The organism is Streptomyces sp. Y2F8-2, from assembly GCF_014905555.1.
Taxonomy (GTDB): Bacteria; Actinomycetota; Actinomycetes; order Streptomycetales; family Streptomycetaceae; genus Streptomyces; species Streptomyces cynarae.
The window spans coordinates 404,290-419,413 of sequence record NZ_BNGS01000004.1; the positions used below are offsets into that span (position 1 = coordinate 404,290).

Annotated in this window: 17 protein-coding genes; 12 read left to right on the forward strand and 5 right to left on the reverse strand. The window is 70.7% G+C overall.

Annotated elements, in window-relative coordinates:
- The first annotated feature begins 161 nt into the window (after positions 1 to 161).
- Complete coding sequence (locus SY2F82_RS16160) at positions 162 to 1,433, forward strand: MFS transporter (protein WP_200419771.1); 1,272 nt, start codon at positions 162 to 164, stop codon at positions 1,431 to 1,433.
- 184 nt (positions 1,434 to 1,617) lie between these two features.
- Positions 1,618 to 2,499: an LLM class F420-dependent oxidoreductase gene (locus tag SY2F82_RS16165; RefSeq protein WP_200419772.1), complete on the forward strand. Its 882-nt coding sequence runs from the start codon at positions 1,618 to 1,620 to the stop codon at positions 2,497 to 2,499.
- Positions 2,500 to 2,762: 263 nt separating this feature from the next.
- Here SY2F82_RS16165 and SY2F82_RS16170 read toward each other — a convergent pair whose 3' ends face one another.
- The 3 genes from SY2F82_RS16170 to SY2F82_RS16180 form a co-directional block, all read right to left on the reverse strand.
- Positions 2,763 to 3,737: a serine protease gene (locus tag SY2F82_RS16170; protein ID WP_308437768.1), complete on the reverse strand. Its 975-nt coding sequence runs from the start codon at positions 3,735 to 3,737 to the stop codon at positions 2,763 to 2,765.
- Between the two features lie 173 nt (positions 3,738 to 3,910).
- Entirely contained in the window at positions 3,911 to 4,600 is a 690-nt protein-coding gene (locus SY2F82_RS16175) for a GAF and ANTAR domain-containing protein (RefSeq protein WP_200419773.1), read from the reverse strand.
- 401 nt (positions 4,601 to 5,001) lie between these two features.
- Positions 5,002 to 5,364 carry an STAS domain-containing protein gene (locus SY2F82_RS16180; RefSeq protein WP_200419774.1) on the reverse strand — a complete coding sequence of 121 codons (363 nt, stop codon included), beginning with the start codon at positions 5,362 to 5,364 and terminating at the stop codon, positions 5,002 to 5,004.
- A gap of 170 nt (positions 5,365 to 5,534) precedes the next feature.
- On the opposite strand from SY2F82_RS16180, the gene SY2F82_RS16185 reads away from it, so the two are divergent.
- Positions 5,535 to 6,014 (forward strand): ATP-binding protein, encoded by a 480-nt coding sequence (locus SY2F82_RS16185; protein WP_200419775.1) that lies wholly within the window; start codon positions 5,535 to 5,537, stop codon positions 6,012 to 6,014.
- Positions 6,015 to 6,378: 364 nt separating this feature from the next.
- Entirely contained in the window at positions 6,379 to 7,224 is an 846-nt protein-coding gene (locus SY2F82_RS16190; RefSeq protein ID WP_200419776.1) for an MBL fold metallo-hydrolase, read from the forward strand.
- A gap of 11 nt (positions 7,225 to 7,235) precedes the next feature.
- Here the strand turns inward: SY2F82_RS16190 and SY2F82_RS16195 are convergent, their stop codons facing one another.
- Entirely contained in the window at positions 7,236 to 8,054 is an 819-nt protein-coding gene (locus tag SY2F82_RS16195) for a polysaccharide deacetylase family protein (RefSeq protein ID WP_236041500.1), read from the reverse strand.
- A 458-nt stretch (positions 8,055 to 8,512) separates the two neighbouring features.
- Here SY2F82_RS16195 and rpmG point away from each other — a divergent pair, with 458 nt between their 5' ends.
- From rpmG to SY2F82_RS16225, 6 genes are all read left to right on the forward strand, one after another.
- Positions 8,513 to 8,677, forward strand: coding sequence for a 50S ribosomal protein L33 (gene rpmG, locus SY2F82_RS16200; protein WP_200419777.1), 165 nt, complete (start codon positions 8,513 to 8,515; stop codon positions 8,675 to 8,677).
- A 47-nt stretch (positions 8,678 to 8,724) separates the two neighbouring features.
- On the forward strand, positions 8,725 to 8,985 hold the full coding sequence (locus SY2F82_RS16205) for a type B 50S ribosomal protein L31 (RefSeq protein ID WP_200419778.1): 261 nt from the start codon (positions 8,725 to 8,727) through the stop codon (positions 8,983 to 8,985).
- Between the two features lie 43 nt (positions 8,986 to 9,028).
- Positions 9,029 to 9,151, forward strand: coding sequence for a type B 50S ribosomal protein L36 (gene ykgO / locus SY2F82_RS16210; RefSeq protein ID WP_028801377.1), 123 nt, complete (start codon positions 9,029 to 9,031; stop codon positions 9,149 to 9,151).
- Positions 9,152 to 9,670: 519 nt separating this feature from the next.
- A complete protein-coding gene (locus tag SY2F82_RS16215) occupies positions 9,671 to 10,030 on the forward strand; it encodes a hypothetical protein (RefSeq protein ID WP_200419779.1) in 360 nt (119 codons plus the stop codon).
- Between the two features lie 195 nt (positions 10,031 to 10,225).
- The gene (locus SY2F82_RS16220; RefSeq protein WP_200419780.1) at positions 10,226 to 10,708 is read left to right on the forward strand and encodes a flavin reductase family protein; all 483 of its coding nucleotides are present in this window, start codon (positions 10,226 to 10,228) and stop codon (positions 10,706 to 10,708) included.
- A gap of 126 nt (positions 10,709 to 10,834) precedes the next feature.
- Positions 10,835 to 11,257, forward strand: a complete 423-nt coding sequence (locus SY2F82_RS16225) for an Hsp20/alpha crystallin family protein (RefSeq protein ID WP_200419781.1) — start codon at positions 10,835 to 10,837, stop codon at positions 11,255 to 11,257.
- An 86-nt stretch (positions 11,258 to 11,343) separates the two neighbouring features.
- On the opposite strand, the gene SY2F82_RS16230 is transcribed toward SY2F82_RS16225, so the two are convergent.
- Positions 11,344 to 11,811: a helix-turn-helix domain-containing protein gene (locus SY2F82_RS16230; protein ID WP_200419782.1), complete on the reverse strand. Its 468-nt coding sequence runs from the start codon at positions 11,809 to 11,811 to the stop codon at positions 11,344 to 11,346.
- A 91-nt stretch (positions 11,812 to 11,902) separates the two neighbouring features.
- On the opposite strand from SY2F82_RS16230, the gene SY2F82_RS16235 reads away from it, so the two are divergent.
- Both SY2F82_RS16235 and SY2F82_RS16240 read left to right on the forward strand, forming a co-directional pair.
- Positions 11,903 to 12,397, forward strand: a complete 495-nt coding sequence (locus SY2F82_RS16235; protein ID WP_200419783.1) for a PaaI family thioesterase — start codon at positions 11,903 to 11,905, stop codon at positions 12,395 to 12,397.
- 202 nt (positions 12,398 to 12,599) lie between these two features.
- Positions 12,600 to 14,891: an FUSC family protein gene (locus tag SY2F82_RS16240; RefSeq protein WP_236041502.1), complete on the forward strand. Its 2,292-nt coding sequence runs from the start codon at positions 12,600 to 12,602 to the stop codon at positions 14,889 to 14,891.
- The last annotated feature ends 233 nt before the right edge of the window (positions 14,892 to 15,124 follow it).

Genomic DNA, 15,124 nt, shown 5'->3' on the forward strand with positions numbered 1-15,124 from the left:
GCGGGAGATCTGAACTCCTCGACAAGACGGCCGTTCCCGCCTCCGGGCAAGACGGCGGCCGTCCACCTTTTGTGCAATCGTGGCCGGTGCTTTGCTGCCCTACCGTTGTCCTGCTCTGCCACTCGTGCCTAGCCTCGCCTGCGGACTGCGGGAGGGTCGTCATGCTGAAGACCGTCAGAGACCAGGCAGCCGGGCTCACCAAGGACCAGCGCCATGCCTTCGTCGCCGCCTATCTGGGCTGGGCGATGGATGCCTTCGACTACTTCCTGGTGGTTCTCGTCTACAGCGAGATAGCCAAGGATTTCGACGTCTCCCTCACCGACATGGCCTTCCTCACCACCGTCACGCTGGTGATGCGTCCGGTCGGTGCCGCGCTGTTCGGCCTGTGGGCCGACCGTCGCGGTCGCCGCATCCCGCTGATGACCGATGTGGTCTTCTACTCGATCGTCGGCTTCGCCTGCGCCTTCGCGCCGAACTACACCGTGCTGCTGGTGCTGCGCCTGCTGTACGGCATCGGAATGGGCGGCGAGTGGGGTCTGGGCGCGGCACTGGCCATGGAGAAGATCCCGGCGGCCCGGCGCGGTTTCTGGTCGGGCCTGCTGCAGAGCGGGTACTCCCTGGGCTACCTGCTCGCCGCCGTCGCGTTCTTCGTCATCGAGCCCGCCTTCGGCTGGCGGGGACTGTTCGCCTTCAGCCTGCTGCCCGCCCTGGTCGCGCTGTGGGTGCGTACCAGGGTCGAGGAGAGCGAGGTGTGGGAGAAGAGCGTCCGGCTCAACCGCACCCCCGCGTACCAGGTGTTCAAGAACCCGGCGGTGCTGCGGCGCTTCCTGTACCTGGTGGCGCTGATGACCGCCTTCAACTGGATGTCGCACGGCACCCAGGACATCTACCCGACCTTCGTCAAGAAGGGTCTGGGCCTGTCCGCGAACACCTCGATCGCCATCGCCGTGGTCTACAACATCGGCGCCATCCTCGGCGGTGTGCTGCTCGGCGCCTACTCCGAGCGACTGGGTCGCCGCCGTACGATCATGATCGCGGCGACCGGCGGCCTGCTCGTCGTGCCGTTCTTCGTGCTGTCCACCAGCGTCGGCTGGCTGATGCTGTCCTCCTTCCTGATGCAGGTGTGCGTGCAGGGAGCCTGGGGCGTCATCCCGGCGCACCTGACCGAGATGAGCCCGGACTCCATCCGGGGCTTCTACCCGGGCGTCACCTACCAACTCGGCAATCTGATCGCCGCCCTCAACCTGCCGATCCAGGAGGCCCTCGCCGGACGCCACGGCTATCCGGCGGCGATGGCATGGACCATCCTGCCGACCCTGGCCGTGGTCATCCTGCTGAGCGCGGTCGGCAAGGAGGCCAAGGGCATCCGGTTCGGCACCACCGGCGCGCAGACCCCGGCCGACTCGGCGGCCGACGCCCCGCGCCGGCCCTGACGCGCAGGCGCATGCACACGGCGCCGGGCCCGCGCCGCCGTCGCCGCCGGGCGCGCCGCAGAGTCACCGAAGGCGCCCGCGCACGGCCTTTCGACACGCCCGATGGCCTTGACTTCGAGAACACTCGAAGATCTAGTGTCGCCAGGGTCGAGGACGTCGCGGGTGACTGTGAACGGAGACGGACATGCACGTGGGCGTGCACATCAACCGGTTCGACCACCCGGAGGGCGGCGGCGCGCTGCGCGACGAGCTGGCCGCCGCGGGTGCCGCGGCGGAGGCGGCAGGCGTGAGCTGGCTGTCGGTCATGGACCACTACTTCCAGATGGAGTTCAACGGCGGAGCCGAGGCGCCCATGCTGGAGGCCTACACCACGCTCGGATACCTGGCCGCCCGGACCTCCACGGTGCGGCTCGGCGCACTGGTCACCGGGGTCACGTACCGTCATCCCGGACTCCTCGCCAAGATCGCCACGACCCTTGACGTGCTGTCCGGCGGCCGGGCCACGCTGGGGATCGGGGCCGCCTGGTACGACCGCGAGCACCATGGCCTGGGCGTGCCGTACCCGTCGCTGGCGGAACGCTTCGAGCGGCTCGAGGAAACCCTGCGCATCTGCCTGCAGATGTGGGATCCGGAGAACAACGGTCCGTTCGAGGGCCGGTACTACCAGCTGGCCGAGACGCTGTGCGTGCCGCCGCCGGTGAGCTCCCCGCGCCCGGAGATCCTGGTCGGCGGCGGGGGCGAGAAGAAGACGCTGCGGCTGGTCGCCCGCTACGCGGACGCCTGCAACCTGTTCGCCACCACCCCGGAGGAGGTGGCGCACAAGCTCGACGTGCTGCGCCGCCACTGCGACGACGCCGGCCGCGACTACGACATCATCCGCAAGACGGTGACGTACTCGGGAGAGCCGGCCACCGTCGGCGACGTGGACGGCTTCACCAGCGACATCTCCGGCTACACCAAGCTCGGCATCGACACGGTGATCCTCGCGCCCCGCACGGGCACCACATCGCCGTGGATGGAGACCTTCGTGGCTCCCGCCGTGCGACGGCTGGCCGAGCTGGACTGAGGCGTCGGCGGACGTCGGGAGCCGTGCGAAAGCCGTACGAACCCCGGGCGTTGGGCCGTATGCGTTCCGGTCGTGGGACCGGCGGTACTCGACCGGGCACCGGACGGCACGGGCGACCCCGGACAGAAGGGGCGGGACGGCGTGTGACCTCCCCAGGAACACGCCGCCCCACCACCTGCGCCTGAGCGGCTACCCGCGCTGGTCTCGTTCATTCCTCCCCCTGGGCATCATTTGAACGCCCGTACGCTTCGCCCCTCGGAGGTTCAGTTGCCGCTGGACGCCGCTTCCTGGTAGAGGTTCTGGACGCTCTGGCCGAAGGCGACGCTGTAGGAGACGTCGGCGCTGTCGCCGCCCTGCTCGTAGCCGCCGATGACTCCCATGACCGTGCCCGGGCTGTCGCCCGTGACCCAAGGGCTGCCGCTGGTGCCGCCGGTCATGCCGGTGCAGTAGATCTCGTTCTGGGTGCTGCTGAACGAGGAGATGTGGTTGGTACAGGTCACCGGGTCCTGTGACGTCGCCGGGTAACCGGTGAGGGTGACACGACCGCCCGTACCCTCGCCGATGCCCAGGGTGTAGCCGCCGACCACCGACTGGATCGTGCGCCCGTCGAGTGGTGCGACCACGGCGAACGCCACATCGTCGTCCGGGCTGGAGTCGTCCGTCCACGCGGCGTCGACGACGACGCGCTGCAGATGCCACACACCGTAGGGAGCGACACCGTCGTGGTACGCGGGGACGAAGACGTCCGACGTGGAGCCGAGGCAGTGCGCTGCGGTCACGATCAGGTCCTCGCCAGGGCTGTTCACCACGCTCGCCGTGCAGTGATGCGACCCGCTCAAACCGCTGCTGTCGAACAACGCCCCTACTTGCCGGGGCACTTGGGGACCCGTGACCGTCCGTGAGACACCCAGGGGAGGCGCCTGGAGAGAGGGGGACGCGGTGGCGTGCGGCGAAGACCCGGCGGAGGCGGCGGAGGGGGTCGGCGAAGCGGTCGCCTTCCGATCGGCGGGGGACGGCGGCTGGTGCCCCCCGCCGCTGGAACGCCGCGGTGAGGTCGCGGTCCCCTTGGCCTTCGCGGCGTTCGCGGCGTTCAGGCCGAGGATCTTGCCGGCGGCCGCGGCGCCGCTGGTGCACCCCACAAGGCATGCGACGACACAACCCAGGATCAACGCCGGTCTGCGATACCGGGCGCGTCCACTGTGTTGCCTGCCGCCGTCCGCCGCCCCCTGCATCGTCATGCGCTCGTCCTCGCTTCCCTCGCCGTCTGCCCCCTGGTACCCCGACTTGCCGCTCCTGTGCAGGAGAATCGGGTCTCCCTGTGATGCCCGGATGGGAGACGGATGGGAATCGGATGAACTCGGCCGTGAGGCCGCCGATCTCGTCCCCGCGCAGGGGAGCCGATCGGGCCGGGTCAGGCAAGAGCGCCCTTCTCGCAGATCTGCCGCGCGACCTCACGCACTTTGATGTTCTTCTCCTGCGAGAAACGGCGAAGCACGTCGAACGCCTGCTCCTCGGTGAGGTGGTGGCTGCCCATGAGGATGCCCATGGCTTCGCCGATCGTGTGGCGCGTGGCGACGGCCTGCTCCAACTGTGCGTGGGTGCGGGCGCTGGAGAAGGCGACCGCGGCGTGGGAGGCCAGCAGCCACCCGGCGGTCTCGCTGGCCTCGGTGAACGCGCCAGGCCGGCGGGAGTAGAAATCCAGTGCGCCGAGGTCCTCGTCCTCGGTGAACAGCAGGAAGCCCATGATGCTGCCCACCCCCAGCTCGCGCACCTGTGGGGCGTAGGCGGGCCAGCGTGCATGCTCCTCGGTGACGTCGGCGATGCGGAAGACCCTCTCGCCTTCGCGGGTGCGCGCGGCGTCGAAGCAGGGGCCCTCCTGGAGGCGTTCCTGAAGCCGGTCGCTGTGGAGGACCAGGTCGTCGGTGGGGGCCAGCGACAGCACCCGTTTGCCCTGCAGGAGCAGGATGCCGGCCGCGTCGCATCCCTCCACCAGCTCGATGGCCGAGGCGGTGATCCGCTCCAGGGTGGCGTCCACCGAGTCCTGAGCGAGCAGGTCCCGCGCCATGGAGGCCATCTGCTGCGCGAACGTACGCCAGTCCATACCGCCCTCCAGGCTGTCGATGACTTCGGCGCGCCCCCGGCCGGCCGCGGATCCGGGCCGGACACCGCAGTGACGAGCACCGGCTCCGGCAGTGCCCGCATCACGCCCTCTCCCGCCACACTAGAGCGTCCGCCTGGCATAACGCCGTCTCCCCGGCGCGCCCCGGTTCGCGTCGCACCGGGGGGCCGGAGTGCTCTCCAGGTCTGCATCGGTGGCGATCTCCGAGGGTCGGCGCGCACCGGTGACCGCATGCGCGTGATCATCGGCGACGTCAGAGGAAAGGGACTGGCCGCGGCCGGGGAGGCGGCCACGCTGCTCGGCGCGTCGGCTGGTGCCGTCGGCTCACCGGTCCGAGGCGGTGGCCGCTTCGGCGCAACACCGGCCAGGTGGGAGCGTGCCTGTCACGCGTCCAAGGCGGCGCGGAGGGTGGGGTGGAAGTCGATGAGGGAGTCGAGACCGACCAGCTGCAGGACGCGCAGGACGGGTTGCCGAACGCCGGCCAGGCGCAGCCAGCCGCCCTCTCCGTGGGCCTGCTGGGCGGCGATGAGGGCGGTGATGCCGCCGGAGTCCAGGAAGGTCACGCCGCTGAAGTCCGCGACGGTCCGCGGCGCGGCCGTGCCGGAGGGAGGCGTCAGGGCCTGACGGAGAGAGCTGACGGTGTTGTGGTCGATCTCGCCTTGCACCGTGACCACGGTGACTCCGTCGACGAGAGCGCTGGTGATCGACAGGCGGTTCGGTTCTGCCAGTTCGTCGGTGTCTGTCACACGTCCCTCGACAACGCTCGGTGATCTTCAAGCCAGTGCTTCCCCGCAGATGCTGCCCCAAGATGCTACGGGGGATGCTCTCGAGGAGCCGCCACTTGTGTGCGGCAGGTCTGTACGGCCCGGGAGTGGGTATACGCGGCCGTGTGAACGGGGTAGCGAAGGTGATTCGGATGGAACCAGATGTCCTCGGGGAGGACCGGATAGCGCCACAGCGTGAGTATGTGCACATCACGGCCGCCTTGGAGGGCGATGGTGCCTGCATCGCCGAGGCCCGCCATCTGGCGGCCGACTTTCTCGCCCGGGCGGAGGCCGTCCATGGGGTGCCCGTGCCGGAGCGCACGGTGGATCTGACCCAGCTGGTGGTCAGCGAGCTGGTCACCAATGCCCGGAAGTACGCACCCGGTCCCGTGCTGCTGGAGGTGCGGATCGCCGACGGGGCGGTGGAGGTGGAGGTCTGGGACAGCGATCCGGTGCTGCCGGTGGCCCGGGCGGCCGACCCCGGCCGGGTGGGCCAGCACGGCTTGGAGATCGTGATGGCCGTCGTGCAGGGGTTCGAGGCACGACGGGAACCGGTCGGCAAGCGCATCACCGCCAGGATCGCCCTGCCGGACGAGCCGGTCGCCGACATCGTCGGACGTCACGCCCGATAGGCCCGATCACCGCCCCGGCCTGCCCCCGGGTCGCACCGTCGGCCGGAGTGGCGCCGGCAGAGCGCCGCCGGCCATCGCCCCGGCGCCCGGCTGCTCAGTGGCCGCCTTACGTCCGCCCGCGGCTGTACACACTCCATGGCCGGCCGCGGGATTCCACCGACCAAGGTCCGACCACGGAGGGCAGCCGTCCCGCAGGCCCGGGTGCACGCCGGGCCTGCGGGACGGCCGGCCCGGCGGCACGCCGCACGGTGTCGGACGCCTGGGAGGGGTACTCGGCACGAACCGGCGTCCGCAGGCGGGGGAGGACCACAGGCAGTGATACGGGAGACGGAACCGCTCCGCGATTCCGTCGGACGGGGCGGTCATGACCAAGGCCACTGATGATGCGGTCGAGATCCATTTCATCGGCAACGCAACTGTCCTGCTCCGCTACGGGGAGCTGACCCTCCTGACGGACCCCAATCTCCTGCACCGCGGCGAGTACGCCTACCTCGGGTACGGGCTGGTGAGCCGCCGCCTCACCGAACCGGCCCTCGATGCCGCCGCACTGCCGCGCCTCGATGCCGTGGTCCTCTCCCACCTCCACGGAGACCACTGGGATCGCAGGGCCCGACGGCACCTCGACCGTTCCCTCCCCGTCGTCACCACCCCCCACGCCGCGCGCCGCCTCAGGACCGTGCACGGGTTCCGCCGGGCGGGAGGACTGCGGACCTGGCAGAGCTGTACGCTCGGGCGCGGTGACGACCAGGTGCGCATCACCGCGTTGCCCGGCCGGCACGCAGGCAACCCGGTGCTGCGCCGCCTGCTTCCGCCGGTGATGGGCAGCATGCTCGAGTTCGGTCCCCCGCGCGGACCTGTCCGGCTGCGGCTGTACGTGTCGGGAGACACGCTCCTGTTCGACGGGCTCGACGCCATCGCCCAGCGCTTCCCGGCCGCCGATCTCGCCGTGCTGCACCTCGGCGGCACCCTCCTGCCGGGTGGCTTCCTGGTGACCATGGACGGCGCGCAGGGAGCGGAACTGGCCCGGCGTCTCCAGCCCCGCCTGCTCCTGCCCGTCCACTACGGCGACTACACGGTGATGCGCTCGCCGCTCGCGGACTTCCTCGCCGCGATCGCGCACGCGGGGCTGGGTGATCGGCTCGTCCGCTGCCGTCATGGACAGCGAGCGCGGGTGAGCGCGGCGAAGGACGAGGCTCCTGCCGTCTTCTGACGCGGCGTCGTTCAGCGACCGGCCGGTGGCTGGATGTAGTCCTCCAGGCGCGCCACGGCGAATCCCTGCTCCTGGATGCGCTCGAGGAGATTGCGGAACATCTCCGTCATGCTCGCGCCCTTGAGCTCCTTCGGACCCCGGAAGTGGGCCAGGATGATGTCCCCGGGGCGCAGCTTCTTGTCCGCCTCCTGGTACTGCATGTTCTTGATCTGCATGGACTCCCGCCACCAGACGATCGCCCGCGGCCCGCACTCACCCACCGCGATCCGGGTGTTGAGGTTGTACGCGCCGTAGGGCGGGCGGAACAGCAGGGGCGCGGTTCCGTACTGCTGGGTGAGGATCTTCTGGTTGCCGCAGACCTCTTCCTTCTGCCGGGCCGGCGGGAGGGTGTTCATCACCGGGTGGTGCAGGGTGTGGTTCTGTATGTGGTCACCCATGGCCTGCAGCGGCTTGAAGTACGCGTAGTCGGACTTTATGGCGTCGTTCGTCAGGAACAGCGTGATCGGGACCTTCAGGTCCCGCATCATCTGTATGAACCTGGGGTCCTTCTCCTGGCCGTCGTCGACGGTGATGAAGACGACCTTCTGCGAGGTCGGTATGTGGGTGAAGACCGGGACTGTTCCGGTGGCGGAGAGTTTCACGGGCTTGTCGACCGGAGGCTCGGGGGTCGCGGGCAGCGGTGTCAGGCCCCACTTGTGCCAGGCGTCGGCGGCGGCGCGCGGCGTGCTGCTTGCGCTGCCCCCGGTGGGGGCGGGCTGCGACGACGTGGGGGCCGCTCCGACCCCCTGTGCGTCGCCCGCGCCGCAGCCTCCGACGGTCAGGGCCGCCACGACCGCTCCCGCCAGTGTCCCGTGGAACCTGCCCCGCCCGCCGCGCCGCTTCACCGCGCGTCCCCCCACACCTGCCGTGTCCTCACTGCCTGTCGCTGTGTATGAGTACCTGGCGGCACGAGCGGTTCCTTCAACGCCGGGGTTCGTCCGGAGACCGGCCGGGGCCGTCGGCCCGGCCCCGGCACCTTTGGGAGGCAAGGGCAGCCACTCGACCGGGGCTCGGCGAGCGAGCTGAGCAGGGGGCGAGCGACGCCGGAGGAGGAGTCGGCCCCGCGTGAACGTCCCGTTCAAGGGCGTTTTCCCAGGTCAGGGAGATGGCGGCCATGTTGGAGGCTCCGGCGCGGACACGAGCGCGCGCGGTGGGCGGCGGCGGGAATGCGTGAGCGGGTCCGCTTGTTGCAGGAGGCAGCTGACATGCTCGGGCCAAATGTCCGGGGTGTGAGCGAAAGGAGGACCTCATGGCACGCACCAACGCGCGTCCCGTCGTCAGGCTGAAGTCGACAGCCGGGACCGGTGTCACCTACGTGACGCGCAAGAACCGTCTCAACGACCCCGACCGGCTCGTCCTGCGCAAGTACGACCCGGTGGTCGGCCGGCACGTCGACTTCCGAGAGGAACGCTGAACCACGCCTCCGCCCCCTGGGCGGTGGACCACGAGGAGGTACACCCCATGAGGCCCGACATCCACCCCGACTCCCGCCCGGTCGTCTTCCGCGACCGCGCCGCGAACGCCTCGTTCCTCATCCGCTCGACCGCGCACTCGGCCCGGACGACCGAATGGGAGGACGGCCGCATCTACCCGCTGATCGACGTGGAGATCTCGTCGGCCAGTCACCCGTTCTACACCGGCACCTCGCGCGTCGTGGACACCGCGGGCCGCGTCGAGCGTTTCGAACGCCGCTACGGCCGCGCGGCGGCGGCCCGCCACTGACCGCGGCCGCGGTTCCGGTTCCGCGCAGAAGGAGAGACCCGTCATGAAGGTGCGCAAGTCCCTGCGCTCACTGAAGTCGAAGCCCGGCGCCCAGGTGGTCCGGCGACGCGGCGTGACCTTCGTCATCAACAAGAAGGACCCGCGCTTCAAGGCCCGCCAGGGCTGACCGCCTGCCACGGAGAGAACGATCGGCCCGGCCCGCAGCGGGCCGGGCCGATGCGCGTTCCGGGGCGTGGCCCGGCCGGGCGCTGGCGGACCTTCCGCGTCGACCGGATCCCCCCGCGCATTCCCCACCGCGTGCCCAACCGCCGCCCGAGGTGCCCGGCTGATCCAGGGGCTCCGGGGGTCCCCCGAACGCAGGCTCTCGATCCGTTACGGACGGGAATGGGCTGATCGGGGGAGCGCGGGCGGCACGGCGGTCCGGAGCGTCTGGCGTGGTGGGCGGCTTCCCCGCTGGCCAGGGCGCGGTGGGAGCGGAGGCGGATCCGCGGTCCTGGTTCCCGAGCGGGTCATTGGCACCTACAAGGGAGCGTTACGGATATGTCGGCGTTTTGTAACGCGAACGGTGTGGTTGATCTCGCGGCGATGAAGCCCGCCAGAGTGGCGGCCTCGGCACCCAGCCGGGATCTCGGATGCACACCGGCCCCGATCGGGGGGTGTGCGCAACGCCAGAAGGGACAGCTCCATGTCTGTTTCTCGTACCGCTCTTCGGCTCATCGCCGCGTGTGTGGCATCGGGCGCCCTCGTGGGAGCGGCCGCCCTGCCCGCCCTCGCCGACGGAGGCAGTCACGTCCGTGAGCAGGGGAGAAGTTACGCTCACAGCGACCGCCTCGACACCGTCCGCGACCACGACCGCGGTTACAGGCACGGCCACGGCCACGGCCACGATCACTTCCGCGGCTGGGACCGGGACTACGGCCGTCACCACGGCTGGTACGGCGACCGTCACCACGACCGTCGTCTGGGTGACTGGCTTCGCGACCACGGCCGGCACCACGGCTGGTACGGCGAGCGGCATCACGGCCACCACCCGCACCACCGCTAGGACATGACGCCACCTGGGCCCGCGGGGGTGTGGTGGGCGACTCGCTCATCGACAGCCGGTCAGGCGGGCCCAGGCGGGGGATCGCGATCGAGACAGACCTGTGAGCCGAGGGAGAAGAGGGGCACCCGTGGGGTGACCTCGTGCCGGGCGTCGGCGGCGGGTGTCGGTCGGGTGCACTGACGGGAGTGATGGGACATGGCGGACGTCGACGCGTTCATGAGCCGGCTGAACCCCGAGATGTGCGTCGTCACGGCCGCGGCGGGCGAGGAGCGGTCGGGGTGTCTGGTCGGCTTCTCCTCGCAGTGCTCCATCCGGCCGGTGCGGTTCGTGGTGTGGCTGTCCAAGGTCAATCACACCTATGGCGTGGCCCGCGACGCGGAATGCCTCGCCGTCCATCTGCTGACCAGCGACCAGCACAAGCTGGCGGCTCTGTTCGGCGGGGAGACGGGCGACGAGGTCGACAAGTTCTCGCAGGTGCGCTGGACGCGGGGGCATGGTGGGGCGGTCGTCCTGGAGGACGCGGCGGCCTGGTTCGTCGGCACCGTCGAGCGATGCGTCGACGGTGGCGATCACGTCGGCTTCGTCCTCGAACCAGTGCAGTGCGGTCGGCGGGCCGACGGCCCCTTGCTGCGGCTCGGCGACGCCCTCCACATCAGTCCCGGTCACCCGGTGGACTGACCGTCCCGGCCGTTCTGCCGACGAAAAAGTTGAGCCGACAGGTGTCAACTTCTCGGTGGGTGCGGTATATCGGAAGTGAAGAAGGAGAAGCGGAACAGCAGGAGTACGCACGAAGGAGGGATGCAGATGCTGATGCGGACGGATCCCTTCCGCGAGTTCGACCGGCTCGCCGAACGGGTCTTGGGCACGGCCGCCCGCCCCGCCGCCATGCCGATGGACGCCTGGCGCGAGGGTGACACGTTCTGTGTGGAGCTGGATCTGCCGGGCGTGACGCCGGAGTCGATCGACCTCGACGTCGAACGCAACGTCCTGACCGTGAAGGCCGAGCGCAAGCCGGCGTACGGTGAGGACAGCGAAATGGTGATCATCGAGCGGCCTGCGGGGACGTTCAGTCGGCAGCTGTTCCTCGGCGAGACCCTGGACACCGAGCGGATCGACGCCTCCTACGAGGCGGGCGTCCTGAAGCTGCGGATCCCGGTCGCCGACCAGGCGAAGCCCCGGAAGATCGCCGTCAGCGGCGGCGGTGAACGCAGGGAGCTCAAGAGCTGATCCGAGGCGAACTCCCTTCGCCGGTCACAGCGGCAGGGTCCGGACGGCGAGCCCGGACCCTGCCGTCATGCTCGTCACGCTCCCGGTCAGGTCAGTGCGCGCGCTGAGGCGCCGGGCCGTGTGTAAGCCTGTCGCGGGCTGAGAGGCCCGTGATCGCCTGTGCAGATGACGACGGCTTCCAGGGGTTCGCCGCAGTCGCGGTGGCGGACCTCCAGGGGCGGTCCCTCCGGGTCCGCCGTGTAGCGGTCGCCCCACTGTTTGAGCGCGATCATCACGGGCCACAGATCCCAGCCCTTGCGTGTGAGCCGGTATTCATGGCGGGTGCGGTGGCCCGGCTCGCGGTACGGGACGGTGACCAGGATCCCGGCCGCGACCAGTTTGCGCAGCCGGTCCGACAGGACCGCATCGGACAGCCCCACGTGGCGGCGGAAGTCGTCGAAGCGGCGCACGCCGTTCATGGCGTCGCGCAACACCAGCAGCGACCACTTCTCGCCGATCAGGTCCAGGGTGCGCTGGACCGTGCAGTTCTCGGGGCTCGTCTCCAGCCAGGTCATAGGGCCATCGTAGGCTGGCTTCGCCATTGACAGCCAGGTGTGGCGCTGGCTAACTTTCCTTTCTGAAGCCAGCACGGGGAAGGAAGCGCTCATGACGAGGTCACGCACGTTCGAGTGGAAGGACCCCAGCGTCTCCGCTGCCGCGGTCGGGCAGGAGAGCGGGCTCGACTTCCTTCGCAGCGTGCTCAGCGGGCGTCTGCCTGCCCCGCCCATCGCCGCGACCCTCGGCTTCACCCTGGAGGAGGTCGAGTTCGGCCGTGCCGTCTTCGCCCTGGAACCGGGGGAGGAGCACTACAACCCCATCGGCAGCGTCCACGGCGGCGTCTACGCCACCCTGCTCGACTCGGCCGCCGGTTGTGCCGTGCAGTCCGTCCTCCCGACAGGCATGGGCTACACCTCGCTCGACCTGAGTCTGAAATTCCTGCGCCCGATGACCGTCGACACCGGCAAGGTCCGCGCAGTCGGCACCGTCCTCAACCACGGCCGCCGTACGGCCCTCGCCCAGGCGGAGCTGTTCGACCCCCAGGACCGCCTGCTCGCCCACGCCACCAGCAGCTGCATGCTCTTTCCCGTCACCCCCAGTTAGAGCCTCGGCGGTCGGCAAGCGCACGGTGAGCGCGCCGTCGGGCGCGCCGCCCGGGCGCTTCGTTTCGAGTGCGGCTCCTGGTGATCGCGGAGGCCCCTCCGGGCCGATGAGGCCCAGGGGTCGCGCTCGTATGGCTTTGCCCGGGCGGACCCGTCACCCTGAAGGCGGGCGGACACCTCGTCGAGTGGAGGTGCGCGGGCACGTGCGTACACCTGGCCGAACCCGGCTCCCTCCGGCCGCAGCGTGGCTGCGTGCCCGCGATCCCGACCTGGCCGCGACCCGTCGCGCCGGGCGCACCGCGATCGTCATGCCCGCGCTGTTCGCCCTGTGCGGCCAGGTGATCGGGTCGCCGACGATGGCTGCCTTCGCCGCGTTCGGCTCGTTCTCGATGCTGCTGCTCGTGGATTTCAGCGGCCCGATGGTGCAGCGACTACGGGCGCACCTGGGTCTCGCGGTGGCCTGGGCGGTACTCGTCTGCCTGGGCACGCTCGTCGCGCACCAGACCTGGCTCGCGGTGACCAGCATGGTGGTGATCGGCTTCCTGGTGCTGTTCGCCGGGGTGGTCAGTTCCGTTCTCGCCGGCACGTCGACCGCCCTTTTGCTGGCCTTCGTCCTCCCCGTGACGTCCCCGGTGCCGCTGTCGCAGCTGCCCGCCCGGCTCGCCGGAGCGGGTCTGGCAGCGGCCGCAGCCATGATCGCGGTCTGTCTTCTATGGCCTCGGCCCACCATTGATCCGCTCAGCGCGCCGGCGGCCCGCGTGTGCCGCGCGGCGGCGGCGCAACTGCGCACGGACGCCTCTCTGCTGGCCGGCGGCCCGGACGCGCCCAGCGGCACGAAGTGCCGGGCCGTCGCCGACGAGGCCGCGACCGCGGCGGCCGACCTGCGCGGTGTCTTCGACGCCACCCCCTACCGGCCCACAGGCCTGTCCGTCGGCTCCCGTGCCGTCGTTCGCCTGGTCGACGAACTGACCTGGCTCAGCAGCATCCTGGCCGACAGCGCACCCCCGCTCGACGACCGCCCGGCCTGCGACGTCGACGCCCGTGCCGTACGTCGTGCCGCCGCCGCGGTTCTGGACGAGGCGGCCGACCTGCTCGACGCGCCGCGCAACGCTCCGGACGGGTTGCGCACCGCGGCCGGCGACCTGCGTGCGGCCATGGCCCGGATGGAGCGCAACGCCACTGCACGACTGCCCGTCCACCACGCGGGAGCCGGTACGCCCGCACAGGTGCACCCCGTCATCGGGGCCCTGGACCTGTCCTTCCGTGCGCAGGAGCTGGGTTTCGCGACGCTCCAGATCGCCGACAACGTCGACCTGGCCTCGGCCGCCGAGCGCCGCAGCTGGCCCGAGCGTCTGCTCGGGCGCGAGCCCGGTGCCGTCGCCAGACCGCTGGTCGCGGCCCGCGAGCGGGCCGCCGCGCACCTTCAGCCGCAGTCCGTCTGGTTGCACAACAGCCTGCGGGGCGCGATCGGCCTGGGCATCGCGGTCGCTCTTGCGGACCTGATCAGCGTCCAGCACTCCTTCTGGGTGCTGCTGGGCACCCTGTCGGTGCTGCGTTCCAACGCCCTCAACACCGGACAGAACGCGCTCCGCGCCGTCGGCGGCACGATCGCGGGATCGATCGTCGGGGCCGGACTGCTCCAGCTCATCGGACAGCACGGCACGGTGCTCTGGTTCTTGCTGCCGTTCGCCGTCCTCCTGGCCGGCATCGCCCCCGCGGTCATCTCGTTCGCCGCCGGTCAGGCCTCCTTCACCATCACCCTCGTCGTCCTGTTCAACATCGGCCAGAACCCCGACTGGCACATCGTGCTGCTGCGCATCGAGGACATCGTGATCGGCTGCGCCGTGAGCGTGCTGGTCGGCCTGTTCTTCTGGCCACGCGGCGCCGCGGCGGCCGTGGAGCGGGCCCTCGCCGAGGCGTACACGGACAGCGCCCGTTATCTGGCGGGCGCTGTCGAGTACGCCGTCGGCCGCTGCGGCGGCGGTGTCCCGTCGGCGGAGTTCGCGCTGCAGGAGGGTCGCGAGGCCGCCGCCGCGGCGCGACGGCTCGACGACGCCTTCCGCACCTACCTCGCCGAACGCGGGCAGAAGCCGGTGCCGCTCGCAGACATGACCACCCTGGTCACCGGCATCGTCGGACTGCGCCTCGCCGCGGACGCGGTTCTGGGGCTGTGGCAGCGTGCCGCACAACCGCACGGCGAAGCCGATCGGGCGCAGGCACGCCTCGTTCTCCTGAGCGCCGCCGGAAGGGTCTCCGGCTGGTACCGGGACCTGGCCGCCGGTCTGGGCCGGGACGGCTCCGTCCGCGATCCGCTGCCGCGCAACCCCACGGCCGAGGCGCAGTTGGTCGATTCCCTGCGCCGCGACCTCAGCGACGAGCACGGGCGGGCCACGGACACGGCCGTCCGCATCATCTGGACCGCCGACCACCTCGACGCCGCGCGCCGCCTGCAGCCGAGCCTGGCGGCAGCGGCGCGGCCGGGCAGCGCGTCCTGACCGAGGACGAGCCGTTCCGGCTCGGTTCCGCCCTGCGGCCTTCGCCGAAAGCCGGTCCGTCCGGCGGCGGTACCGGCTACAGTCGGCGGGCGGTCGGGTGTTGATCCGAGGGGGGCGGACGATGACCGGAAGCATGATGATGCGATGCCCGGCGCGGACCGGGGTCCGGGTCCGGGCGACCGGCCGGCGACTCCTTGCACTCGCCGTTCCGCGCGCCGTCGGACACCGGCGGC